Source organism: Parahaliea mediterranea (assembly GCF_003402235.1).
Taxonomy (GTDB): domain Bacteria; phylum Pseudomonadota; class Gammaproteobacteria; order Pseudomonadales; family Halieaceae; genus Parahaliea; species Parahaliea mediterranea.
Genome location: NZ_QEWO01000012.1, coordinates 1 through 24,828, shown reverse-complemented (window position 1 = coordinate 24,828; position 24,828 = coordinate 1). Strand labels below are relative to the sequence as shown.

Below are 24,828 nucleotides of genomic sequence, written 5' to 3'. Positions count from 1 at the left end.
CACGATCTTCAAGGCTACGGTGTGGTTTCGACCACGCTGATCGACCGGTTCGCTCCGCATCCCTCGCGCGAACGTCCATCACCCGTGATGGAGGATGTCCCATCAATCCGGCCCGCTTCGGGCCTTTGTCCCCAGGGGGCCTTGCCCCACGGGACAGGTGCCTCCAATTTTACCCAGGAGGTTCCCATGAGTCTTTCCGAAACCGTCACCGACGGTACCACCTGCGAGCTCGTTGACTATGCGAGTATTCAGGACGATCCGCTGATTCGCCAGGCTATCGGCGTACTGGAAGAGCGGATTTTCAAACGCGGTGATGCACTGACCAGTCCCGCTGCTGTACGAGAGTACCTGCAGCTCAAACTAGCCGGCGAGGCAATGGAGGTTTTCTCCGTCGTCTTTCTGGACACACGTCATCGCGTCATTGCCTACGAGCCCATGTTCAAAGGCACGATCGACGGAGCCACCGTGTATCCACGCGTGGTGGTCAAGCGCGCGATAGAGTACAACAGCGCGGCTGTCATTCTTGCCCACAATCACCCCTCGGGTGTGACTGACCCCAGCCAGGCCGATCAGGCCATCACCACCCGCCTGAAATCGGCACTTGAGCTGATAGACGTGCGGGTACTGGACCACTTCATCATCGGCGAAGGCGTTCCTTTCTCGTTTGCCGAGGCGGGACTGTTGTAATCCCTGAGGTGCCTTCGGGCACCTCATATTTCAAATCATCGGAAAACAAAACGGTTACGCGCCTGTGCGCTTTTGTGATGGCCGCGCTGACCGTCGCGTTCGATGATCAGGGCTTGTCGATTGATGCCGGGAGACGCTATGTCTTCACTCACCCCCGCCAAAGCACTACCCCCGGTTCAGGCTTGCCTGACGACAGTCGCTGCTGTGCTGACCGCCGTCATGCTGGCTACGCCTGTCCATGCCCTGGATGCTGATGTTGTGGTCTTCACTGACCGCCATCACCCCGTGGTGGCGCCCACTGGCGTGCGCATCGTCCACCTGGATGCGGCACATCACCTTAAAGCCCGGTTGAGCGCCGATCTGCCCAAGGACCCTGAACAAGCCGCCAGCGTAGCTCGTCAACGCCTGCAGGATGGCGGGGTAGCCCTGCAAAAACGACTGGCAATCGCCTACCAGGGCCTCGTTGATGCCTGGAGTCTTGGTGTCACCAATATTCCGGCCGTTGTCGTCGATAGGCAGTATGTCGTCTATGGCAACCCAGATGTGTCACGGGCGCTGATCGACATCGCGACTTTTCGGAGAGCCCGGCCATGACGCCGGTTCGGAAGAAACTCCACTCCGCTATTGCCGCCATCCTTCTGGGTGTGTCTTCATCTGTACTTGCCCTCGATACCGCCACCATTGCCGGATCAACCCTGTCACCGGACTGCATCAGTTATCGGGTACGCGGCATCTGCTATTGGCTGCTGTGCACGCTGTATAGCTGCTCCGTAGAAACGTCCGTCAAGGTTGAGCACTACGTGCCCGATGCGGTGGTCTCCAGCTACGCCAACACGGGCGAGAATCCCTGGGTCGAAGTGCGCGCCATGAGCCTGCCGAACCCGAGCGCTCAGGGCGGCGGTGACGGCACCACCAACGAAGAACACGAGAACAACTTGGCCAAGTTCAAGAACGCCGATGTCATTGGCCATCCCGGGGCGACTGTTTTCAGCCAGTTTGTCAGCCAATGGGGATATTCCTGCGCGGGTGCGGGTACAGCCTTCATGCCCTATCTGCTGAGCACTCTGGATACCGTCGCCTGGCGGTACAACATCCCCGAAGCCCTGTATCCGGAGGCGCTGATACCCGGTATGCGCGAGATCGGCACCCGCTGGGGACTGAACCTGTGGGGCAATGTCTACCCCCGCGGCGGATTCCTGCATCAGGTCGATGACCACAAGTCTGCCGCCGTGGTTGCCCAACGCGCCGGCGACATCGTCACGCGCCGAGGGCAGCCTCATGTGTATCAGCCATTGCTGGCCAGTGCCCGCAGCGGTTACTGGCCAGCGGGCGCATTGATGGAAACCGACGCCTCTACCGGCAAATGGCAGGAGCTCACCCCAACGCTCAGCAACAGCTGTGCCGTGTTCCCCCACAGCGGACTCAAGGTCCAGGCGCAACGGGGGGACTACGCCTGGGCACTCTGGCGGCCCTATGCCTGCTGCCAACGGCAGGGCCAGGTGTTTCTGGGCAGTATTGATTTCAACTGAGGGCGGACGGATGCGCACACCCATCAAAAATACACTGCTGACCGCCGGCTTGGTTCTGACCCTTGGCAGTACTGCGGTGTCAGCTCAGACCACCATTAACGACTACGGCTTTCACCATCGCGGCAGCGTCATCGGTGACGACGTGCTCTATACCATCGGTGGTGGCCGGGCGGTTTCCATGGAACCGGTCGGGCCGATGCAAACCCTCGGCGTCGGTGTGGGCTGGAACAGCAATCTGATCTGCGGCGACATGAGCATCACCACCACCTTGCAGAACCAGCTCAACGGCATCACCAACGGCTTCCAGACGATCATGAGCAACGTGATCCAGAACGCCACCGCGGCGGTCGCCTCTCTGCCGGCACTCATCATTCAACGAGCCGACCCAGGACTGTACAATCTGCTGACCAACGGCATCCTGCAGGCTCGGCTGGATTTCGATCGCTCGAAGCTCACCTGCCGCGCCATCGCTGAACGCATGGCGGATACGGCCGGTGGACAATTGGGCTGGGATCAACTGGCCGAAGGCATGGTGCTCAAGCAGGCAGTCGGCAGCACCGATGCGGTCTCGGCCATCGAACAGGCGGAGACCAGCCGGGGCAATGACGGCGTGCCCTGGGTCGGCGGGGGCAATGCCGGTGGTTCAGGGCAGGCGCCCATTCGCGTGGTGGGGGATGTCACCCGCGCCGGTTACAACCTGCTCAACGGTCGCTCGGCAACCGACACCTCCTCCATCGACAGCCTGACCTGTGGCCACCGACTGAGCTGTCAAACCTGGTCATCGCCGGAGGCGGCGGCCACCTGGGCGACACGGGTGCTGGGCGAGCAGGAGCAACGCACCTGCGACAGCTGCACCAAGACCCGCACCACGCCTGGCGTGGGCCTGACGCCGCTGATTCAAGAGGAGTTCGAGGACAGGATCGAGGCCTTGCGGAATCTTCTGGCTGGCTCCACACCCACCACCTTCGAGCATCTCGATCAGGCGGGCAGCGTATCCCTGCCCATTACCCGCGGCGTCATCGAGGCGCTGCGGGACGAGCCGGATCAGGACATTCTCGCTCGCCGCCTGGCCTCCGAAATCGCCCTGGCCAGCGTGCTGGAAAAAGCCTTGCTGCTGCAGCGCACCCTGTTGGCCGGACGCAAGGAACCCAACGTAGCGGCCAATCAACTCGCTCAGGATGCGGTAGCCCGCGAAAGTGACCTGTTGGCCCAGGAGATCAACAGCCTCAAAACCGAGCTGGAACTGCGTCGCGAACTGGCCGCCAACTCGCCCATGGCCATCATCCAGCGCCACAGCAATCGCAGTGAGGTTTCGCGGGGTATCTACCAGGGCGACACCGAGCGCAATCGCCTGGATGCCATTCAGCAGGCGCCCACGCCAGGCAATCCCCAATGACAGGCTTCAGGCGTGTATTGACTCACCCGCTGGCAAAAGCGCTTGCCTGGGTCACGCTCATCCTGGGAATCGCCATGGGCGTCAATCTGGCTGGCATTACCGTATTGGGCAACCTCTCCGGCTGGAGCCAGTGGCTGGACGCGCACGCCAGTCATTTCCTGATCTGGCGACTGGGTCTGTACAGCTTGACGATTTACGGATGGCTGCGCATGAGGCGTCGGCTGTACCGAGATGCCGAAAACCGGGCGGCTCGCCAGCGGCTGGTTCGGGCAGAGATCGGCGCCGTCGCAGCCATCACCCTGCTCGAAGCCAGCGTTCTGCTGACTTGATGCCGATAGCCGGAACCCGCCATGACGCTCTATACCTCCGACTATCTCGAGTACTACCTGACCCTGGTGGGCTGGATCATCCACAACGGCATTTGGGATGTGCTGGTGGCCAGCGGCATCTTCGCCGTGCCGTTTCTGGCCATCGTCGTACAGGAATGGCTGAAAGCCCGGGCCGAAGGGGCCGACGAGGGCAACAAGGGTGTGCTCTCCTCGATGCGTATCGAGAACCGCGTTTGGGTGGCCATCGTGGTCATCCTGTTCACGGGCATCCCATTCATTCCCGTCGATCTGAGCACCATCCAGTTCGACCGTACACGCTCCGAGCAGTGCCAGGTCAACGTACCGGAGCCTTCAGAGACTACCTGGACGACCTCGTTCACCACCATCAACGATCAAAGCGCCCTGGTGCCTGTCTGGTGGTTCTTCATGCACAGCCTGTCCAAAGCCGTCACTGGCGCTGCGGTAGCCGCCATTCCCTGTGGCACCGATCTGCGACAGATGCGCATGGACATCGATAGCACCCGCATCGCCGACCCCTTACTGGCCCAGGAAGTCGCGGATTTTACCCGCGACTGCTACGGGCCGGCGCGCGCCAGGCTGTTCATGAGCCGACCGGCACTGAACGACGAGCAGATGAACGACGTCACCTGGATCGGCTCGCGTTACTTCCTGGATACCGCCGGCTTCTACGACACCTACCGCTCACAAGCTCCCCGGGATGCCTGGCCCTACAACGATAGCCGGGATGCCGGCCTGGCTGAAGTGACCAGCGGCGGGGGCTACCCAAGCTGCCGGGACTGGTGGCTGGACGGCAGTGCAGGCCTGCGAGAACGCTTGCTCACCCAAGTTGATCCCAATTTGTTGACCCGGTTTGGCCAGTGGGCGGGCTTTCTGAGCCAGGCCCAGGTCGACGACTCGGTGATCCGGGCCATTGCCTCCCCGCAACACCAGGTCATGAACCAGGGCCAGGTCTACACCGACTACGGCGGCCAGATCAGCATGACACTGCCCAACGCGGTGACCCGCGGGGCATCAGACCTGGGGTTAACGGTGGGGTCGCTCGGCTTCTTCCCGGCCATGGACGTGGTGCGCCAAGCGTTGCCTATCGTGCTTTCGTTCCTGAAGATGGCCATGGTCATCTGCATCCCACTGCTGCTGATCTTCGGTACCTACGACCTGAAAACCGTGGTGACAGTCACGGCAGTGCAGTTTGCCTTGTTCTTCGTGGATTTCTGGTTCCAGCTCGCCCGCTGGGTGGACTCGACCATCCTCAACGCGCTCTACGGCTGGCATTCCCCCCACAGCAACTTCAACCCGTTGCTGGGGCTGAACAATGCGTTTGGGGATATGCTGCTGAATTTTGTGATGGCGATGATGTTTATCGTACTGCCAGGGTTTTGGGTAGTCGCCTTGACCTGGGCTGGAATCAGAGCGGGAGGCATCGTTGGCGGACTGACCACCGGCACTATGGACGCGAAGTCTGCCGGAGGTAGCGGCTCCCGCATAGCTATGGGCGCGGCAAAAGGAGCATCTAAGTAGAAGGGTCTAGCTGATGACTTGTGGTGAATTCAGTGCGGATCGTCCGGATCATCCATGTCGATGCGCAAGTCATCTTTGTTATACCAGCCAACTCCAGAATGACCATCCCTGAGTTCAGGCTGCTTTTCGTTATCCAGGTCAGAGTTCAGCATAAGCCATGCGCCCGCAATGACAAAAACAAGGAGTAAGGTCAGCCAGAACACGAAATATAGCAGCACTACAACAATGGCGATTTGCAAGCCCAAAAGCAGCAGACGTGCTACCCGACCGGGAACCCCTTGCGCTGCCAACCAGTGAATCGCTCGCGTCTCACTGCGAGCAATACCACGCCAAACGCGACTTACCCATCGACCTGCACGCTCAGTTGTATTGATCGTCGGTGCTGTTTTCATCGCCCTTCCCTCCTCTGGAGGACTTTCACTTTTCCTTCTACGACCAGTCAGATCAGGTTCCACGAGAATCGTTCAGCTATCGGATGGATTACCACTTTGTAGCATTCCTCCGCACACCGATCGTAAGCGATCGGACCGGGTCCCAGACGAACGTAACGCCAGCTCGTCATTGACCCAGGCAAACACAATGGTCCTCAATGTCGAGTCATATCGGAAGAACAGCTGGAAGCGCCTCCCGATCTTGGCCACCCGCCAATGGCGGTGTACCGGCCCCAATGTATTCGCCTGTCGATACTCCTCCAGCCCTGGATCGCTGGGCACCACTTCAAGGACCAACTGAGTCAACGCCCGGAATAGCTTGGAGTTGACGTGACTCTCGCAGCCTACCGGGTCACTTAATTCTGCCTGCTCAGCAGCCGCGTACAACGTCTGCAGTTGGTCCACGAAGCAGTCGCTGAACACCAGTATCCATCCATGGCGCCGCATCAGAGTGCGACTTCCCCTTCCAGGCCTTCATCAAGCTCCACCGGGTGTTGCAGGTTAGCGAACATAGCCTCGACCAGATCATCCGGCAGGCTACCAATATGCTTGCCCTGACGAATATCTTGCTCAAGCACATGCAGGAAGTCCCCGATGGCTGGGTCTTCGTGTTTTGCATCCGCGCGGGTCACAACCACCTCATCGCCCCTGAGCTCAAACGACACTTTACTCCCCGTCGTAACCCCCAAGGCCTGCCGGATCGCCTTTGGCAGCGTGATCTGCCCCTTGGATGTCAATGTCGCTTGCTCTTGAATACTTGGCATGTGAACAGGCCCATGCTGATTAGCTACAATAGAAAGTAAGAATTATTCCTTACTTTGTCAAGTTTGCCTATACTGTGGTTCGGCGCACCGGGCACAGAATCTTCACATAAAATCGAATCCACGCACATATCGGTTACTTTATGCGCGATATATGTGTATCATGCAAAAAGACGAGTGGCGAGGTGCACCATGGCATTTAGAGCAGATGAAGCAGCACGAATCGGATATGAAGAAGTCGAGGCATACCTTGTCCCCAGGCCTCGGGATGCCGATGAGGCGCAGAGAGCGCGCAGTAAAGAGGCATTGCGAGCAATCGTTGATGAGCTTGGTCCGGTAGTTGATGCCTACCCATCATGGCACCCCCTGGTATGGAATCACGACAATCGCCACCCATCCACCTCCCCAGCGTATGGCTGCGGATATAGCGGTCTTGACCATACACGGCTCTTCGCCAACGGCTTCATTACCTGCCCCTATGGGGATAAGTGGCAGAAAGTGATCGACTCGGTAAAGGCGTTGCCTTTCCCACCTGCGGCTACCATTACGGCGGAGCGGCTGGATGTGAAACTGTACAACCCGGAAGCAACCCCAGTTCTCGTCAGGTGCAATTGGAACAATACTTTGGATGAAGATGGGATGATCCCCCTGTCCATTGCTATGCCACTACTGCTGGAAAAAGAGGTGCCTTGCTGGCAATGGGCGCAAGTTGCAGAAACCTGGGAAACCATGCGCCCGTACTTCCTGGGTAGACCTCACGGCAGCCGATCCTCGCTATTTGTGAACCAAGAGACGGGACAAGCGATGAAAAGAGTCTGGAATGCCCTGATCGGCACAGGCATGTTCGGACCCATCAAAGTTTGATCCGCCACCCGGTCAGGCAAATACAACGCACACACCCGAAGAACTAGCGAGACAACAGCGGAAACTCATGAATGCAGTAGAAATCGAGGCAGCAATATCAGACCTGGCGCTTCAGCCCTTTGACCCGGCTGAGTTTCCGTTTGCCTTTCTGGAAGCCTTTGGCAACAAACCTACCACCATCAAACGCTTGCGCTCTGGTGCGTCCAATAAGTCAGATTTTTCCGGCTCCTGGGGCGGCGTGTTGCAGACCAACAACATCCATATCGCCATTGCCGATACAGGGGCTGTCACCCAGACCCTGACCACTCTCAAAGCCAGCCCCGCCACCACCCGCGCCAAGGCGCGCTACATCCTGGCAACCGACGGCGTGGACTTTGAAGCTGAGGATCTGGAAACCGGTGAAACTGTTGCCTGCAGTTACGAGTCCTTTCCTGATCACTTCGGTTTCTTTCTGCCGCTGGCGGGGATCACCACCGTCAAGCAGCTGCGGGACAGCTCCTTTGATATCCGCGCTACCAGTCGCCTGAACCGGCTGTATGTGGAACTGTTAAAGGACAACCCCGACTGGGGTACGGAACAACAGCGCCACGAAATGAACCACTTTATGGCGCGGCTGATCTTTTGCTTTTTTGCCGAAGACACCGACATTTTCACTGGCAGCGGCCTGTTCACCGATACCGTAGCCCAGATGAGCGCGCGCGGCTCTTCCAATATCAAGGGGACCAACACTCACGAGGTGATCAGCGCAATTTTTGGCGCGATGAACACCAAGCAAGGGGAGCGCGCGGCGGCCGGCATTCCCCGCTGGGCAGACGGGTTCCCCTATGTGAACGGCGGGCTGTTTTCAGGCAGCGTAGCGGTGCCGCGCTTCAGTAAAATTGCGCGCTCCTACCTGTTGCATATCGGCAGCCTGGACTGGACCCAGATCAATCCCGACATTTTCGGTTCCATGATCCAGGCGGTGGCGGACGACGAAGAGCGCGGCGCACTGGGAATGCACTACACCAGCGTGCCCAACATCCTGAAAGTGTTGAACCCGCTATTTCTCGACGACCTGCGAGAGAAACTGGAAGACGCCGGCGACAATACCCGCAAGCTGCTGAATCTGCGCAACCGCATGGCTAAAATCCGTGTATTCGATCCAGCCTGCGGCTCGGGCAACTTCCTGGTGATCGCCTACAAGCACATGCGTGCCATCGAGGCAGAAATCAACCAGCGCCGAGGTGAGTCAAACCGTCCTACCGATATTCCGCTGACCAATTTCCGTGGCATCGAGCTACGTGACTTTTCAGCAGAGATAGCCCGTCTTGCGTTGATCATTGCCGAATACCAGTGCGACCTGCTGTATCGCGGTAAAAAGCTGGCATTGGCCGAATTTCTGCCGCTGGACTCCCAGAACTGGATTACCTGCGGCAATGCACTGCGCCTGGACTGGCTCAGCATTTGTCCGCCAACAGGAACAGGCGTAAAGATGCATGCGGATGATCTGTTTGAGTCACCGCTGGATCAGGCGCAAATCGATTTTGAGAATGAAGGTGGGGAAACGTATATCTGTGGGAATCCACCTTATCGTGGTTTCACTTGGCAATCTATTGATCAGAAATCTGACATTGCGTCTATTTTCTCGAAACGCACCGGAAGCTGGAAATCACTCGACTATGTGGCTGGATGGTTCATGAAAGCCGCGGAGTATGGAACTCATACCTATTCGGCAGCCGCATTTGTTTCCACCAATTCAATTTGCCAAGGAGAGCAAGTTCCAATCCTTTGGCCGCTGATCTTCGATACGGGTCATGAGATTAGGTTTAGTCATACTTCGTTCAAGTGGACCAATCTTGCTAGCCACAATGCAGGTGTGACGGTTGCAATCGTCGGAATTTCAATTAATGCGAGCAAGATCCGGAAAATATATTCAGCCTCAGACTACGGGCCAGTAATTGCCAAGGAAGTCCCGTATATCAACGCCTATCTAGTGCCCGGACCAAACGTGATCGTGGAATCGGTTTCACGCGCACCCAAAGTTAAAGCTTCGATGGTGTGGGGAAACAAGCCGTCCGATGGAGGAAACCTGATTTTAACTGCTTCCGAAGCCAAAGACGCGATCGACCGAGAGCCATTTCTTTCAAAGTTTATATTTGATTTTGTTGGCTCTCAGGAATACGTGAGAGGAGTAGTTAGAAATTGCATATGGATTGAAGACTCAGAGATCAGCGAAGCTCAGAGTTCCAGCTTCGTCGCCGACCGAGTTGCTGCTGTTCGCGCAATGCGACTGGCTAGCACGGCAGCATCGACACGTGCGTACGCAGATAAATCTCATAGATTCAGGCAAATCCAAGGGCTTAGCACACAGCATTCTATCGTCGTCCCTAAGGTCACGTCAGAGACACGACCTTATCTCCCCGTGGGCATTCTGTCCGCCAAGTCGATTGTCTCCGATAACGCATTTGCCCTTTACGACGCCCCACTTTGGAACATAGCGCTGATCGCATCCCGTCTACATTTGGTCTGGATCGCCACCGTTTGCGGGAAAATGAAGACCGACTTTCGCTACTCCAACACCCTGGGTTGGAACACCTTCCCAGTCCCTACCCTGACCGAAAAAAACAAAGCCGACCTGACCCGTTGCGCTGAGAACATCCTGTTGGCACGCGAAGTCCATTTCCCTGCCACCATTGCCGATCTCTACAACCCTGAAAAGATGCCAGACAACCTGCGCGAGGCGCACGATCAAAACGACGAGGTGCTGGAGCGCATCTACATCGGTCGACGCTTCAAAAACGATACCGAGCGTCTGGAAAAGTTGTTCGAGCTGTACACCAAAATGACTGCCACGGGGAAAGCAGTGGCTAGCAAAAAGGCAAGGAATTGATGAAAAGTAACTCCATAAGCGCCTCATCTGAAATTTTTGAGCATGACGTTGCTAGATGGATTATCGACAACGCCAACAACCTCGAAGATTGCCGCGCCAAATTTTGCTCAATTAATGCTTTGAGATTTTTACGCTGGGCTCACGAGCTTTTTGAGCCTTCGGCAATCGTTGCATCGTTTTGTGCCTTAAACGCAACCGAAGAAGCCGTGGCTGCATTTATCTCCGCAGCCAAAACACATGGCCATAAGCAATATGCGAAGGAAGTTAATCTACACGACCACCAGAGCAAAGCACTGATCTCAGTATTTGCACAGCGTTGCAGTGGAGTGGCGAAGCAAGGTCGTCTTGCAATTGCTGTAGCTCCGAATAAGGATGCATTGGCTTTTCGCTTGCCAACTGGAAATGGCTATGACTATCGCTATGGCAACTTGCACCTTAGTTCCTTTCGTATTTATCCGAACACTGAATCGCCTGGCAAGGATGATATTGCATTAGGCGACATGCCTACACTTGAAGAATTGCAAGCAGAGGTAAAAAGAGTAGCGGAGGCACGTAACGCTCTTTTGTATGCGACAAATACGGGAATCCAAACGGGATTCAAGGACCCTCAAGCCAGCCTCTTGCGCGAGACGCAGCTTTCACTCGGCCTTATCTGGGCAGCTGTGGATATGTACACGAATCCAGATCAGGATAGGCCATTTATCAATAAGGTACTTGAAGGGATGGCCTCGCTGAACACCAAGGGCAAGGTGCAAGAATGTTAGTCAAAGGGTATAACACCAGGAAGGTCACAGCATGAGCGAACTGATCCTCTATACCTCTGACGATGGCCGGACCCAACTGCACCTCCGGGTCGAGGGCGATAGTATCTGGCTGAGCCAGCTGGAGATTGCCGAGCTGTTCCAGACCACCAAGCAGAACGTCTCCCTGCATGCCAAAAATATATTCGAAGACAATGAGTTAGACCAGGAGGGAACTGTCAAGGAATCCTTGACAGTTCAATCCGAGGGTAATCGCCAGGTCAAGCGGAAGATCAGTTACTACAACCTCGACCTCATCCTGGCCATCGGCTATCGCGTGCGCTCACCTCGCGGTGTGCAATTCCGCCAGTGGGCCAGCACCCACCTCAAGGAGTTTCTGCTCAAGGGCTTCGTGATGGATGACGAGCGCCTGAAGAACCCCGGCGGCTGGGACTATTTCGACGAGTTGCTGGAGCGCATCCGCGACATACGGGCCTCGGAAAAACGCTTTTACCAGAAGGTCCGTGATCTGTTCGCCCTCAGTTCCGACTACCAGGCCCGCGAGCGGGAGACCGCCCAGTTCTTTGCCGAGGTGCAGAACAAGCTGCTCTATGCCACCACCGGCCACACGGCCGCCGAGCTAATCCTGAAGCGCTCGGACCCCAGCCAACCCAACATGGCGTTGACCAACTGGAGCGGCTCACGGGTACGCAAGCAGGATGTCATTGTCGCCAAGAACTACCTCACGGCCGACGAGATTGACACGCTAAACCGGCTGGTGGTGATCTTCCTGGAGCAGGCAGAGCTGCGAGTTAAGCAACAGCAGGCACTGACCCTGGACTTCTGGCGTAACAACGTCGACAAGCTGCTGGCCTTCAACGATCAGCCCATTCTCGAGAGTGCCGGCTCCGTCAGCCGCGAGCACATGGAGAAGATCGCCCGTGAACGATATGACGCTTTCGACCAGCAGCGGCGCATTGCGGAGGCGAAGGCTGCAGATTCCGCTGACCTGAAAGAGATCGAGCAGCTGGAACAGGACCTCAAACACAAGGGCAAAAAACCTGACGAGTTTTGATCCGGTTTCGATTTCAGCCATCGGATAGACAGGCCAGAGCTTGGAGAATCACAAAATATGCATATATATCATCATGTTAAAAATTAATGGTAAGGTCGGAAAGATTTGATCAGGTTTTGATTCATTACCCGGCTTGGGCTGGCGCCACGGGCAAGCCGGCCAGCCCCGGTAAGTAGAACAGGTATTGTTTATGACAAAGATTGTACCCTCGGTTTCCGTCTCCTATGCGAGTAACGGCAACTCCACCAAGTCCAATGCCCTGGGCATGCGGCCCATGCAGGAGCGCGCCTACGAGCGGCGAGGCGAACAGTACCTGCTGATCAAGTCGCCACCGGCCTCCGGCAAAAGCCGGGCTCTGATGTTCATTGCCCTGGACAAGCTCCACAACCAGGGGCTAAAGCAGGCCATTATTGTGGTGCCGGAAAAATCCATTGGCTCCAGCTTCAATAACGAGCCTCTGAGCGACTACGGTTTCTGGGCCGACTGGCTCGTGGAACCAAAATGGAACCTGTGCAATGCCCCCGGCTCCGACAACGGCGGCAAGGTTAAATCCCTGGGCGCCTTTCTCGCCAGTGATGATAAAGCTCTGGTGTGCACCCACGCCACCTTCCGTTTTGCCGTCGATCAGTTTGGCGTTGCCGCCTTCGACGACCGGCTGATTGCCGTGGATGAGTTTCACCACGTCTCGGCCAACCCCGACAACAAGCTGGGCGCCCATCTGGGCGATTTCATTACCCGCGATAAGGTGCATATCCTAGCCATGACGGGTTCCTATTTCCGGGGAGACGCCGAGGCAGTGCTGGCTCCCCAGGACGAATCGCGCTTCGACACCGTCACCTACACCTACTACGAGCAGCTCAACGGCTACGAATACCTGAAGCAGCTCGACATCGGCTACTACTTCTACTCCGGTTCCTATGCCGACGACATCCTCAAGGTGCTCGACCCGGCCGAGAAGACCATCGTCCATATCCCTAACGTGAACTCCCGTGAAAGCACTAAGGACAAGATCCGTGAGGTGGAGCACATCATCGAGGAGTTGGGGGAATGGCAAGGTGCCGACCCGGCAACCGGTTTCCAGTTGGTAAAGACGCCCGGTGGCCGGCTGCTGAAAATTGCCGACCTGGTGGACGATGATCAAACCAAACGCGACCGGGTATCGACGGCGCTGAAAGACCCAGCACAAAAGGCCAACCGCGGCCATGTTGACATCATCATCGCCCTGGGCATGGCCAAAGAGGGCTTCGACTGGATCTGGTGCGAACATGCGCTGACGGTGGGCTACCGCTCCAGCCTGACGGAAATCGTGCAGATCATCGGTCGAGCCACCCGGGATGCACCCGGTAAAACACGAGCACGCTTCACCAACCTGATTGCCGAACCCGATGCCGCCGAGCAGGCCGTAACGGAAGCCGTCAACGACACCCTCAAAGCCATTGCTGCCAGCCTGCTGATGGAGCAGGTGCTGGCACCGCGCTTCGAGTTCAAGCCGAAGAACCCCACCAGCGGGCCACAAGAGGGTTTTGATTACGGCGAAGGAGGCTATGACCCCGGCAAATGTAATGTGGGCGTCAACGAGGAAACCGGCAAGTTCCAGATCGAGATCAAGGGGCTGGCTGAGCCGAAAAGCGAAGAAGCCACCCGCATTTGCCAGGAAGATCTGAACGAGGTCATTGCCGGCTTTGTGCAGGACAAGACCACCATTGAGCGTGGCCTTTTCGATGAGGAGCTGGTGCCCGAAGAGCTCACCCAGGTACGCCTGGGCAAGATCATCAAGGACCGCTACCCCAATCTCGACGAAGAAGACCAGGAAGCCGTTCGCCAGCATGCCATCGCCGCACTGACCCTGACCCAGCAGGCCAAACAGCTACTGGTGGGTGGCGAAGCGCTAGAGGTGGATAGCACTGAGCCAAAGCCGAACACCGCGCTGATCGCAGGGGTACGGAAGTTTGCCATGGATGTGAGAGATCTAGATATCGACCTGATTGACCGCATCAATCCTTTCAGCGAAGCCTACGCGATCCTGGCCAAAACCATGAGCGAGGACAGTCTGAAGCAGGTGGCGGCAGCCATCTCCGGCAAGCGCACCAGTCTTACGCCGGAGGAGGCCAAGGAACTTGCGCTCAGGGCGGTCAAGTTCAAGAAAGAGCGTGGTCGCCTGCCTTCGATCAGTTCGCTCGATGCGTGGGAGCAGCGCATGGCGGAGGGTGCGGCCGCATTCGTGCGCTTCAAAGATGAGGGCCGTTATGACTGACCTCGACGAATTGCGCGCAGAGCTGGACGAGTTTGCCCAGCCCGAGAAAAAGAAAGGCCACTCCGCCCGGGAGGAGCGCATCATTGCCGGTTTTGAAGAGATCCAGCGCTTTGCCGACCAGCATGGCCGCGCCCCCCAGCACGGCGAAGACAGAGACATCTTCGAACGGCTCTACGCAGTGCGGCTAGATCGCATGCGCGCCCTTGAGGAATGCCGAACCCTGCTGGCAACGATGGACCATCAAGGTCTTATTAGCGGCGGCGACGCCACCGAAGTGGAACCCGTGGAAGCAATGGACGATGACGCATTGCTTGCAGAGCTGGGCGGTGCCGCCGGTACGTCCGAACTCACTGAGTTGCGCCATGTGCGGTCCAGCGCCGAGAAACGAGCCGCTGAGGAGATTGCCAACAGGGAGAAGTGCGAGGACTTTGAAGATTTCAAGGCACTGTTCGAACAGGTGGAGAGGGAGCTTAAGTCCGGCCTGCGCAAGACCCGCCGCTTCGTCAAAGACGCCAGTGTCGAGGAAGGTAATTTCTTCATTCTGAATGGTCAGCTTGCCTATGTCGCCGAGGTCGGAGAAACCATCAAGGCTCCGAACGGCGAGAACGATGCCCGGCTACGGGTGATTTACTCCAACGGCACCGAGAGCGACTTGCTGCGCCGGTCACTGCAACGCGCTCTATACAAGGATGAGGCCGGTCGCCGTGTGACCGAGCACGACGCAGGCCCTCTGTTCAGTGAATCCTGGGAAGACGATGACATAGAGAGCGGTACCATCTATGTGCTGCGCAGCCTGTCCGAGCATCCGTTCGTCGCTGAACATCGGGAGCTGATCCACAAGATCGGCGTCACTGGCGGCAAGGTGGAAACCCGTATTGCCAACGCCGCGCACGACGCCACCTACCTGCTGGCCGATGTCGAAGTGGTTGCCACCTACAAACTCGCTGGCATTAATCGCCGCAAGCTGGAAGCCCTCTTTCATCGCATATTGGCGCCAGCGCAGCTTGAACTAACGATTCAGGACCGCTTTGGGCATCCGGTGAAACCAAGAGAGTGGTTTCTGGTGCCGTTGCATGTGATTGATGAGGCCGTGCAGCGTATTCGGGATGGGTCGATTACGGATGTTATTTATGATCCAAAAGCCGCAAGGCTTGTAACCAAGAAGTAGTAGCTCAATGGGGCAAAATTCATACTTCTTGAAAACCCAAGGGGGACTTATGTTCAAAATTGCAGGACTTGACAAGCTGCAAAAGGAATTTAAAGAAGCCGAACGCGCGTTAAGTGAGTTAGATGGTGAGCTAGGAGTAGTAAACTTCGACCCTCACGACCCTGCCAGTATCGAAGCTGCTATCAACTCGGTTTACCAAATGATTGATGAACGCACCGCAGAATACGCATCCAATTCGATCGTCGGACCACTCGTCGATCAAATGAAGGAGAAGTATCGAGAGCATATCCTTCGAAAAGCCGCTGAGACCAGGTTGAAGTCTGATGAGGATAAATGATGGCCCAGGATATCTTTGCCGAAATTAACAATGCTGTCCTGGATTTGCAGACTTCGCAGCTACAGACTTACGCCCGCCCGCTAAATAAACTCGCTCAGTTGCTGAGGCATCCCGACCTCGAACCTTACAACGCAGAATTGACTGAAGGGCTAGATCTGGAGGCTTTTATCGCGGAGAGCGAGAAAACCGGAGGAAGCATGATTGGAAGCGCCCAACTTGCCTGGCCGGACGATCCCAGAAAAACCTTGGGGCTGACGTTGCTTCTGATCGAGAAACTAGCCGCCAATCCTGACTACGCTGCCACGTTCGGGCATCACTTCTTCTACTCTGGACAGAAGGTTATTGCCGGTATCCATGCTTTCACAGGGCAACTCATCATTCCCTTCGTTCGAGATTATAAGAATTATATCCAGTCTAAAGGAAATACCGAAACTGTATTGAAGCCCTCATTTTCACGTAAGGTTTTTATTGTTCACGGTCATGACGAAGGTGCTCGAGAAGCGGTGGCTCGGTTTTTGGAACGCATTGGTCTGGAGCCCATTATCTTGCATGAGCAGGCCAATCAAGGGAGAACCATAATCGAAAAGGTCGTTGCTCATGGCGATGTCGGTTTTGCGGTAGTTCTACTCACTCCCGATGATGAAGGTTGCGCTAGGGGAGGTGTACCCGAGCCCCGGGCCAGACAGAACGTGCTGCTGGAACTTGGCTTCTTCATTGGTCGCTTAGGCCGGGAGAAAGTGTGTGCACTCAAACGCGGCACACTGGAAATTCCAAGTGATTTCGCTGGCGTAGTCTGGGAGACGATGGACGGTAGCGGAGGTTGGAAGCAAGCACTTGCTCGTGAACTCGACGCGGCTGGCCACAGCATCGACTGGAACAAGGTCATGCGCGCTTAATATGCCCCCTATGGGTCGGGGCTGGGCAGGTCGTGCATGCCGAGCTCCCGCCAACATTGCTCATCACCAAAAAAGCAAAGGAATAACCCTTACTTTGTCAATTTGACGTCTCCTGGAGCCGCAACCCTGCAAAGTCACAGAACACCGTCAGCATCTGCTCCTGCAGCCGGGTTTTGGGTCCCTGCTGCAATACAAGGTCATCAATGCTCAGGAGTAACGCGGGAAGCCGGTCCGCAGGCACTTGCCTCGCAGCCAGCTCTGCCAATGTTGCGGTTCGGGCCAGAATCGGTAACGGATCGTCGAGTAAAGTGTCACTGCGGTGCCATTGGCTTAGTGGACCGGCCACATCGCTCAGATAGGGCAGACATGAAGGCAGGTCGGCTGGTTCGCTGGAGGCAGCCACGGCCATCTTCAACCAGGAAATTTCGGCACGGGCATCCCTCCCGCGCCCCCAGGCAATGAACGCCAGCGCGATGGCAGCGATGACCTTCATCTCTGACCAATCCTCAAAGCTGGCTGCCACATTTGAATTGAGCCCCATCTGAGTCCGCCGGATCTGCCGATTACGGAGCTTACGTCGAAGCACCTCCAACCCATAGGGGGTCGCCAGCGCCAAGCGCCAGATAAGCTGGAGCAATTGCCACCCCCACTGGGCCAGCGTGAGAGCGACGGCAATCAGCATTTGGATGAAAGCGGCGACGGCCGTCAGTACCAGGTAGGCCGCATGAGCATAGGCGGCATTCTTCCCCCGCACCTGGACTCCGAGCAGCTTGACGGAAGAGCGATTGGGTTTGACCCAGTTGAAGGTACCCAATTCGTTACGGGTTGAGACAGTCATAGCCTTCTCCAATATGAAGTGAGTCTGGAGGAAGGCCCCTGATTCCAATATGAAATGAGTCTGGAGCTGGCGCGGGTTGCGTTCATGATGGGGAGATGAAAACCCTCATGAAACTACAAGACCTCACCACCGTTGATCAGCTGCAAGAGTTCCTCTCAGGAACACGGGCCGTGGCCTTCTCTGTGATCAGTGACAAGGACGAATGCTACCGCTGGCTGCAGGGTGAGCTGAAGCGCTTCCGTTACTTGAAACGCTCTCGCGATGACAAGGGGGTGATCATGCGCTACCTGATCAAGGTCAGTGGCTATTCACGACAGCAACTCACCCGCCTGATTGCGCAGTACCGGCAAACCGGTCGCCTGCAGCGCCGCCAGAGGACGGTGGCAGGCTTCAAGACCCGGTATACTCCGGCGGACGTCTCCCTGCTCGCGGCGATGGACAGGCGCCATGACACCCCGTGTGGACCGAAGGTCAAGAAGTTGTGCGAGCGGGCGTGTACGCTCTTTGGTCAAACGGAGTACACCGCGCTGGCGTCCATCTCGGTCAGTCACCTATACAATCTCAGGCAGTCCGTGCCCTACCAGAAGCAGCGCCGTCACTTCGAGAAAACCCGGCCCCAATCGTCCAAGATCGGGGAGAGGCGAAAGCCCCGTCCCGACGGCAAGCCGGGCTATATCCGCATAGATACCGTGCATCAGGGCGATCAGGACAAACTGAAGGGGGTCTACCACATCAATGCGGTTGACGAGGTCACCCAATTCGAGATGGTCTGCAGCGTAGAGAAAATCAGCGAGCGTTACCTGGTTCCAGCGCTGATCCTGTTGATTGAGGACTATCCGTTCAAGCTCCTGGGATTCCATTCCGATAATGGCTCTGAATACGTCAATTATACCGTGGCAAAGTTACTCGATAAGCTGCGGATCGAGTTCACCAAATCACGCTCCCGACAGAGCAATGACAATGCCCTGGCCGAGAGCAAGAATGCCTCTGTGATCAGGAAGCAGTTCGGGTACGAGCATATTCCACAGCGGTGGGCGCCGTTGCTCAACGACTTCCATCGTGAGCACTTGAACCATTATCTCAACTATCACCGGCCTTGCTTCTTCCCGGAAACACGCACGGACTCAACAGGCAAGGAGCGCAAGATCTATCCGTACGAGAACCTGATGACGCCCTACGAAAAACTGAAGTCCCTGCGACGGGCAAAACAGTATTTGAAACCCGGGGTAAGCTTTGAAACACTCGACCAGATGGCTGGAGCCACCAGTGATAATCAAGCGGCGGACCAGCTACAAAAGGCCCGCCAGAAACTCTTTAAAACCATCCACGGACGAGACCTGCGCACAGGCTGAAAATAGCTACTCCCCAGACTCATTTAAGGATTGGAATATACTGTCATGCCGGTCTTGGATAGGTTGAGCTTGGTAGGCCCCTCGCCATAGCGTCCGCGCAGCACGAAGCGACCGTTTTGCATGGCCATCTGGGTGTTCTTGCCAACAGTCCGGGAGACGCGGAATCCGTGGCTGCTGTTGGCCGTCAGGTTCAGCCCCGCAGCCCTGGTTTGCGCCCGTAGCGAAACACCCCCGGTACGGCTCGCCCGGAGGTATTTTCCCCGGTGCTCAATTCGCGTCTGCTTGCCGTATTCGTCTTTCTTCCCCAGGTTCAAAAAGCCCATATCTTCGCCAACTTTTCCATAAGACCCCATTCTATCGACTGATCCATTCTAAGCATCCCGCTACCAGCCATTGATTAGATATTTCATAAATATTAAAACAAGGGGCTATTTCTGTCGCAGAGATTACGCAAGCACCTTTCGAACGATTAGATTATGTGCTATTTTTAAATCATGAACCAAATACCCAGACACCAGATAATCAAGCATCTGCAGGCAGAGCTGCCGCGCGGGGCACCGTTCGACCTGGCCATCCTGGCCCGGTTCGGCGTGTCACCGCAACTTGCCGCTCAGTATGCGGAGACTGGCTGGCTTGTGCGTTTGGCACAGGGGGTTTATGCCTTCCCGAACGACGAGTTTGATATCTACGGTGCGCTGAAGCTGCTGCAGCAGCGTGTACCCGGTCTGCATATCGGCGGCAAGAGTGCGCTTGCCCTGCAGGGCGTACGGCACAATCTGGGCAGTCGCGAGACTTGGGTGCTGTGGGGCGACAAGCGTTATGCATTACCGACCTGGTTCACCGCCCGCTTTCCCGCGCGCTATTGCCATGCTCGCCTGTTCGACTGGCCGGACACAACCCTGGCGTCCAGAACCCTGACCACACCGCCGGGCATGCCAGACCCTATCGTTATGGCTTGCCCGGAACGCGCCGTACTGGAGCTGCTGTACGACGTCGGGGTAAAACAAAGTCTGGAAGAAGCGCGCAACCTCTTCGACGGCCTGCGCTCCCCTCGCAAGGAGGTTCTCGGCGACCTGCTGTCCTGCTGCACCAGTGTAAAGGCCGTACGCCTGTTCCTTACCTGGGCCCGTGAGACCAACCTGATAGACGTCGATGTCTTGTTGGCGCAGTATCCGGTCCGCACAGGCAGCGCCTCACGCTGGATGAGCCGCCTCGACGACGGTACTCTGCTGAGTCTGCGCCCCCATGGATAGGAGTGATCATGGATAACAACTGTCATGGATAAAAATTACGCCGATACGGTTCGACTGTTGCTGACCATCGCCCCCGACGTGTTTGCCAATGACATTTTTGCCATGAAGGGCGGTACAGCCATCAATCTCTTAGTGCAGGATATGCCACGCTTGTCAGTGGACATCGACGTGGTATACCTACCCTGGCAAACGCCCCGCGACGAGGCCCTGCAAGCCATCAACGAGGAACTGGCCGCCATCGCCTCGCGCATTGCGACACTGGGTGTGCAGACACGCCTGATTCCCGCCAGGGATGTTGGAGACACCAAGCTGATCGTCGAGAACGAGACCAGCCAGGTCAAGATCGAGGTCAACGTTGTGTTCCGGGGCAGCGTGCTTCCTGCTGAAAGACGCGGATTGAGCGCCCGCACCAGCGACCTGTTCAGCGCCGAGCTCGACCTGCCGATCCTCGCACCTGATGAGTTGTATGCGAGCAAGCTGGTGGCCGCTCTGGACAGACAACATCCTCGCGACCTGTTTGACGTGTGGCAGCTGTATGAGTCGGGCGACATCAGCGAAGGCATGGTCGAGTGCTTCGTGATCTACCTGGCCGGGCATAACCGGCCGCCCCATGAAGTCCTGTTCAGCAATGACAAGGACATTGCCAACGAGTACGAAAGAGCCTTTGTCGGTATGACTGAAGTGGAATGCTCCCTGGAAACGCTTCTGGAGGCCCGCGCCCGATTGCAGCGCGAACTGCCGCAGCGGCTAACCACGGCACACCGGCAGTTTCTGAGTGGGCTGGTTCGTGCAGAACCAGACTGGTCGCTGTTGCAATGCCCCCATGCTGCGGAACTGCCCGCGCTGCGCTGGAAACTCAGCAATCTTGAAACCTTCCGCAAGCGACGCCCCTCAGACTTCGCCGCCCAAGCCGATGCACTTGATGCCGGCTTGAACCGAACCTGACTGGTTGCGCATATACCGGAGCCGCTGCATTCCCTATTGCCCATAGCGGCCGCCTGGCAATTGCCCTATACCGGAACCTTGAAACGGCCAAAGGGCTGGGGAAAGGAGCAAGGGAATGGTGCCAAGGGGAAAGGCTCTACCCAAAAAGGCTAAAAGGCTCCCTCTCCAGCCCGACACCTGGGGATCGCCATGCTTTCATTGTTTCACCGCAAAAGGCGTCAGCCCGCAGCGGACCTTCGTACCGGGCCTTCTGAGTTACTGCAACCACAACCCGTCTCAATTTTGCTGGCGACACCGCGTCGACAGAAGTTGCTGGATCATATCTGGGAACGCACGTCACTCTCACGGACTCAGTTCTCTTTGCTTTACCTGGCCCCCCTGGAGCGCTACGCCGAACTGGTGCAGCAGTTCCCCGCATCTGAAAGCCACCACCACGCCTACCCCGGCGGCATGCTGGATCACGGCCTGGAAATTGTTGCCTACGCCCTGAAGCTGCGGCAGTCGCACCTGCTTCCGGTGGGGATGAAGCCCGAAGAGCAGGCAGCGCAGGCGGAAGTCTGGACTGCTGGCACAGCCTATGCCGCTCTCCTGCATGACATTGGTAAAATCGCCGTCGACCTCTATGTGGAATATGCCGACGGCTCGCTATGGCACCCCTGGCACGGTGCACTGCAGCAGCCCTATCGATTTCGCTACCGAGAAGACAGGGAATACCGTCTGCACAGTGCCGCCGCCGGACTCCTGTATAACCAGCTTCTGGATCGGCGAATCCTGGATTGGCTCAGTCAGCACACCGACTTGTGGGCTGCACTGCTGTACGTGCTCGCGGGTCAGTATGAACATGCCGGTATCCTGGGTGAACTGGTGATTCGGGCCGACCAGGCCTCTGTGGCCCAGGATCTCGGTGGCGATCCAGGCAAGGCAATCGCTGCGCCCCGGCATACCTTGCAGCGCAAGCTGCTGGATGGCCTGCGCTACCTGCTCAAGGAAGAGTTCAAGATCAACCAACCCCAAGCCTCGGACGGCTGGCTGACGCAGGATGCCCTGTGGCTGGTGAGCAAGACCGTTTCCGACAAGCTGCGCGCTTATCTGCTCTCTCAGGGTATCGATGGTATTCCGTCAAACAACACGGCTCTTTTCAATATTCTGCAGGAATACGGCATTGCGCAGCCCACCTCGGATGGCAAGGCCATCTGGAAGGCAACCGTCACCAGTGACACAGGCTGGGAGCACAGCTTCACCTTCCTGAAGCTCTCGCCAGCCGCCATCTGGGACGGGAGCGATCGCCCCGAGGCTTTCACCGGTCGGGTGCAGCCCGAGCTCGGCGCCGAGGATACAGCAGGCTCTGGACCAGTGACGGAAAGCTCGGTCATTGACGAGACCCTGCCGGTTGGAAACGCTGCCCGCAACCCGATCGCCCCACAGAAAGGGCTGGATGACTTGGGTGGTCTGCTCGATTTACTGGAAGAAACCGAAACTCAAGACGATCCTGCAGTCCAGATCCCACCACATACTGAAGCTTTGAGTGAGACCGCCGATTCGGCCAGCCCCGCCGAACCTTCTCACGCTCCGTCAGGAGAGCATTTCATGGAGTGGTTACGCACAGGGGTTCGGACTCGAAAACTGATCATCAACGATGCCAAGGCCCTGGTACATACCGTGAACGGCACTGCGTACCTCATCAGCCCCGGCATATTCCAGCGCTATACTCAGGAACACCCCCAAGTGGCGGCGCTGGCCAAAGCCGAGCAGCTCTCCGCCTGGCAGTGGACTCAGAAGCGCTTCGAGAAGCTTGGCCTACACCGCAAGCAGACCAACGGGTTGAATATCTGGACTTGCGAGGTGAAAGGCCCGCGCAAGTCTCGGCGGGTGCATGGCTATTTGTTGAGCGACATGCAGACGCTGTTTGACGAAGTTATGCCGGACAATCCGTATCTAAAAGCCTCAGATTAGAATATCTATATAGAGATATTTAGCTTCTTCTTATAAACATCAAGCCTTTTCTCTGCTCTATCAACGAACTGGTCATAATAGAGAATTTCAGAATATAGTTCCCCGTACTGCTTTCCTGTGGAAGGGTCAACAATTCTTTCTGTGCTGAAATAACCTTGACCGCTTGGAAACTTGGTAAATGCACCAGGAATTCTAGTTTCATCCATACATGTCCCAACTAAATAGCCATAGAACTTGCTAATTCTTCCATGCGATTTTGCTGCAAGTAATCTGGCGTATTGAATCAAATCCGGTATGTGCTCCTGAATATCTACTCCTGGCGATTTAAACTCTATTATTATCGCGGCACCCTCCTGATTAAAAATTGCAATATCAGGGCGACGCATTCTGTGATCAGAGTTGTTCTTTTTGAACAAAGATTCAAGATCATAGTCAATGTCTTCTTCAAATAATTTCTTATCCTCTCTCCACGGAATAGAGGATAACGACTTATCTGAGGATATGTGCTCAAAATAGTGATACTCTTCATTTAGAATCCATATGTCATGATCTATTGAGTCATCACTATCCTTACCCCTAGGAAAGAAGATATTATGTATAATTTTTTCATCATCTCGCCGGGCGCCGCCATCAATCTGGCACTCCAACATTAAATTAATCGCACGCCTCAATATCTCAAGAATGGAGGATCGACGAACAACTAACTGAGAAAGATTTGCCATATCCATTTTCTTTATAGTGCTCGTATATTTCCAGGACAGTTCACTGACTTTATCCCGAAAATCTTGTGTTCTTGGGTCGAGCCCAAGCAATTCTTGCTTCATGTCAAATATGTCAGCAGTCTCACTCACAATTTCTTCTTGGTATTTTTTTAAAACACGCTTTGCTATATTCACTTCCGTGTCACTGTAGTGTACTTTTATATTCATTGCTTCCAGCATTGACCTGGAAACACCAAATTTTTCTTGGGTAGCGGCAATCAAGGCTTCACGATCAAAATCTTTTGGAGTCAAGATTCCGTAAACATAATCTTCAAGAGACTCAACAACATCCTGCAACGAAGGACCAACAATAATTTCATTATTTTGGCTGCACTCTTTCGGTATATCGAATGAATCTCGTTGGATATTTACCTTGCTTTCTAAATAACCGCTTTCAACCAAAATTAATTCAAAAGCCCCATCAAGTGGCCGCGATCTCTCTTGAGGTTTTTTTAAATAAAATTTAATCAAAGAGAAAACTATTGCAGAATTTGCACAAAGCGCAACTTCATGCTGAGGGTTCCCCAACTTGCCTTCAGGAATCGAATATCTTGTAACAACGAGATCCCCGATAGATTCCGAAACCAGATTTCCATGTGAGCACAAAAGTGGGACATAATCTCGGCTTACAGGCTCTGGAAGATCTTCGGAACGTATCTCTATCACGTCAGTATCATCACCGCTTTTCTCAAGAATAGTTATAGAGAAATCGCCGACAATATTTCGTGAATTCAATTTGTAAGTGCAACTCTTGACGAGTTGGTTAGAGGGCAAGCTGCTGTACTATTGAGCTTTCTCTCACCGACCAAAGTTAGAGGAGCACAATGAAATACAAACAGCTTACCCAAGAA

General features: G+C 55.8%; 24 protein-coding genes. 18 read left to right on the top strand and 6 right to left on the bottom strand.

Annotated features, from left to right (window positions below; genetic code table 11):
• Window positions 1-186: 186 nt before the first annotated feature.
• The 6 genes from radC to DDZ17_RS21775 all read left to right on the top strand — a co-directional run bounded on the left by radC (window position 187) and on the right by DDZ17_RS21775 (window position 5,480).
• Window positions 187-687, top strand: coding sequence for a RadC family protein (gene radC, locus DDZ17_RS21800; protein WP_116369161.1), 501 nt, complete (start codon window positions 187-189; stop codon window positions 685-687).
• A 138-nt stretch (window positions 688-825) separates the two neighbouring features.
• Complete coding sequence (locus DDZ17_RS21795; protein ID WP_116369160.1) at window positions 826-1,281, top strand: TIGR03757 family integrating conjugative element protein; 456 nt, start codon at window positions 826-828, stop codon at window positions 1,279-1,281.
• A complete protein-coding gene (locus DDZ17_RS21790; protein ID WP_116369159.1) occupies window positions 1,278-2,216 on the top strand; it encodes a TIGR03756 family integrating conjugative element protein in 939 nt (312 codons plus the stop codon). The genes DDZ17_RS21795 and DDZ17_RS21790 overlap by 4 nt, the downstream gene beginning before the upstream one ends.
• Window positions 2,217-2,226: 10 nt before the next feature.
• Window positions 2,227-3,612 (top strand): integrating conjugative element protein, encoded by a 1,386-nt coding sequence (locus tag DDZ17_RS21785; protein WP_116369158.1) that lies wholly within the window; start codon window positions 2,227-2,229, stop codon window positions 3,610-3,612.
• Complete coding sequence (locus tag DDZ17_RS21780; RefSeq protein WP_116369157.1) at window positions 3,609-3,941, top strand: hypothetical protein; 333 nt, start codon at window positions 3,609-3,611, stop codon at window positions 3,939-3,941. The genes DDZ17_RS21785 and DDZ17_RS21780 overlap by 4 nt, the downstream gene beginning before the upstream one ends.
• Window positions 3,942-3,962: 21 nt before the next feature.
• Window positions 3,963-5,480, top strand: a complete 1,518-nt coding sequence (locus DDZ17_RS21775) for a conjugal transfer protein TraG N-terminal domain-containing protein (RefSeq protein WP_116369156.1) — start codon at window positions 3,963-3,965, stop codon at window positions 5,478-5,480.
• A 29-nt stretch (window positions 5,481-5,509) separates the two neighbouring features.
• Here the strand turns inward: DDZ17_RS21775 and DDZ17_RS21770 are convergent, their stop codons facing one another.
• The 3 genes from DDZ17_RS21770 to DDZ17_RS21760 all read right to left on the bottom strand — a co-directional run bounded on the left by DDZ17_RS21770 (window position 5,510) and on the right by DDZ17_RS21760 (window position 6,675).
• The gene (locus DDZ17_RS21770; protein ID WP_116369155.1) at window positions 5,510-5,872 is read right to left on the bottom strand and encodes a DUF3742 family protein; all 363 of its coding nucleotides are present in this window, start codon (window positions 5,870-5,872) and stop codon (window positions 5,510-5,512) included.
• 72 nt (window positions 5,873-5,944) lie between these two features.
• Complete coding sequence (locus DDZ17_RS21765; RefSeq protein WP_116369154.1) at window positions 5,945-6,358, bottom strand: type II toxin-antitoxin system YhaV family toxin; 414 nt, start codon at window positions 6,356-6,358, stop codon at window positions 5,945-5,947.
• A complete protein-coding gene (locus DDZ17_RS21760; RefSeq protein WP_116369153.1) occupies window positions 6,358-6,675 on the bottom strand; it encodes a type II toxin-antitoxin system PrlF family antitoxin in 318 nt (105 codons plus the stop codon). Before DDZ17_RS21760 ends, DDZ17_RS21765 begins: the two co-directional genes overlap by 1 nt.
• A 189-nt stretch (window positions 6,676-6,864) precedes the next feature.
• Between DDZ17_RS21760 and DDZ17_RS21755 the strand changes: the two genes are divergently transcribed.
• The 8 genes from DDZ17_RS21755 to DDZ17_RS21720 all read left to right on the top strand — a co-directional run bounded on the left by DDZ17_RS21755 (window position 6,865) and on the right by DDZ17_RS21720 (window position 16,875).
• Window positions 6,865-7,536 carry a hypothetical protein gene (locus tag DDZ17_RS21755; protein ID WP_116369172.1) on the top strand — a complete coding sequence of 224 codons (672 nt, stop codon included), beginning with the start codon at window positions 6,865-6,867 and terminating at the stop codon, window positions 7,534-7,536.
• A 67-nt stretch (window positions 7,537-7,603) separates the two neighbouring features.
• Complete coding sequence (locus DDZ17_RS21750; RefSeq protein ID WP_116369152.1) at window positions 7,604-10,405, top strand: class I SAM-dependent DNA methyltransferase; 2,802 nt, start codon at window positions 7,604-7,606, stop codon at window positions 10,403-10,405.
• Entirely contained in the window at window positions 10,405-11,169 is a 765-nt protein-coding gene (locus DDZ17_RS22595) for a hypothetical protein (RefSeq protein ID WP_157976798.1), read from the top strand. The genes DDZ17_RS21750 and DDZ17_RS22595 overlap by 1 nt, the downstream gene beginning before the upstream one ends.
• A gap of 31 nt (window positions 11,170-11,200) precedes the next feature.
• Complete coding sequence (locus DDZ17_RS21740) at window positions 11,201-12,220, top strand: virulence RhuM family protein (RefSeq protein ID WP_116369150.1); 1,020 nt, start codon at window positions 11,201-11,203, stop codon at window positions 12,218-12,220.
• A 190-nt stretch (window positions 12,221-12,410) separates the two neighbouring features.
• Complete coding sequence (locus tag DDZ17_RS21735) at window positions 12,411-14,474, top strand: DEAD/DEAH box helicase (RefSeq protein WP_116369149.1); 2,064 nt, start codon at window positions 12,411-12,413, stop codon at window positions 14,472-14,474.
• Window positions 14,467-15,642, top strand: coding sequence for a GIY-YIG nuclease family protein (locus DDZ17_RS21730; protein ID WP_116369148.1), 1,176 nt, complete (start codon window positions 14,467-14,469; stop codon window positions 15,640-15,642). The genes DDZ17_RS21735 and DDZ17_RS21730 overlap by 8 nt, the downstream gene beginning before the upstream one ends.
• A 49-nt stretch (window positions 15,643-15,691) precedes the next feature.
• On the top strand, window positions 15,692-15,979 hold the full coding sequence (locus DDZ17_RS21725; protein ID WP_116369171.1) for a hypothetical protein: 288 nt from the start codon (window positions 15,692-15,694) through the stop codon (window positions 15,977-15,979).
• The gene (locus tag DDZ17_RS21720) at window positions 15,979-16,875 is read left to right on the top strand and encodes a TIR domain-containing protein (RefSeq protein WP_116369170.1); all 897 of its coding nucleotides are present in this window, start codon (window positions 15,979-15,981) and stop codon (window positions 16,873-16,875) included. The genes DDZ17_RS21725 and DDZ17_RS21720 overlap by 1 nt, the downstream gene beginning before the upstream one ends.
• Before the next feature lie 97 nt (window positions 16,876-16,972).
• Here DDZ17_RS21720 and DDZ17_RS21715 read toward each other — a convergent pair whose 3' ends face one another.
• Window positions 16,973-17,713, bottom strand: coding sequence for a hypothetical protein (locus DDZ17_RS21715; RefSeq protein WP_157976797.1), 741 nt, complete (start codon window positions 17,711-17,713; stop codon window positions 16,973-16,975).
• 95 nt (window positions 17,714-17,808) lie between these two features.
• Here DDZ17_RS21715 and DDZ17_RS21710 point away from each other — a divergent pair, with 95 nt between their 5' ends.
• Complete coding sequence (locus tag DDZ17_RS21710) at window positions 17,809-19,065, top strand: DDE-type integrase/transposase/recombinase (protein ID WP_116369146.1); 1,257 nt, start codon at window positions 17,809-17,811, stop codon at window positions 19,063-19,065.
• Window positions 19,066-19,088: 23 nt separating this feature from the next.
• Here DDZ17_RS21710 and DDZ17_RS21705 read toward each other — a convergent pair whose 3' ends face one another.
• Entirely contained in the window at window positions 19,089-19,388 is a 300-nt protein-coding gene (locus tag DDZ17_RS21705) for a hypothetical protein (protein ID WP_206613626.1), read from the bottom strand.
• A gap of 171 nt (window positions 19,389-19,559) precedes the next feature.
• Here DDZ17_RS21705 and DDZ17_RS21700 point away from each other — a divergent pair, with 171 nt between their 5' ends.
• The 3 genes from DDZ17_RS21700 (at window position 19,560) to mobH (ending at window position 23,216) form a co-directional block, all read left to right on the top strand.
• A complete protein-coding gene (locus DDZ17_RS21700; RefSeq protein ID WP_116369145.1) occupies window positions 19,560-20,318 on the top strand; it encodes a type IV toxin-antitoxin system AbiEi family antitoxin domain-containing protein in 759 nt (252 codons plus the stop codon).
• 24 nt (window positions 20,319-20,342) lie between these two features.
• The gene (locus DDZ17_RS21695; RefSeq protein WP_116369144.1) at window positions 20,343-21,263 is read left to right on the top strand and encodes a nucleotidyl transferase AbiEii/AbiGii toxin family protein; all 921 of its coding nucleotides are present in this window, start codon (window positions 20,343-20,345) and stop codon (window positions 21,261-21,263) included.
• Window positions 21,264-21,452: 189 nt separating this feature from the next.
• Window positions 21,453-23,216: a MobH family relaxase gene (gene mobH, locus DDZ17_RS21690; protein ID WP_116369143.1), complete on the top strand. Its 1,764-nt coding sequence runs from the start codon at window positions 21,453-21,455 to the stop codon at window positions 23,214-23,216.
• 5 nt (window positions 23,217-23,221) lie between these two features.
• On the opposite strand, the gene DDZ17_RS22590 is transcribed toward mobH, so the two are convergent.
• The gene (locus DDZ17_RS22590) at window positions 23,222-24,712 is read right to left on the bottom strand and encodes a hypothetical protein (protein ID WP_157976796.1); all 1,491 of its coding nucleotides are present in this window, start codon (window positions 24,710-24,712) and stop codon (window positions 23,222-23,224) included.
• Between the last annotated feature and the right edge of the window lie 116 nt (window positions 24,713-24,828).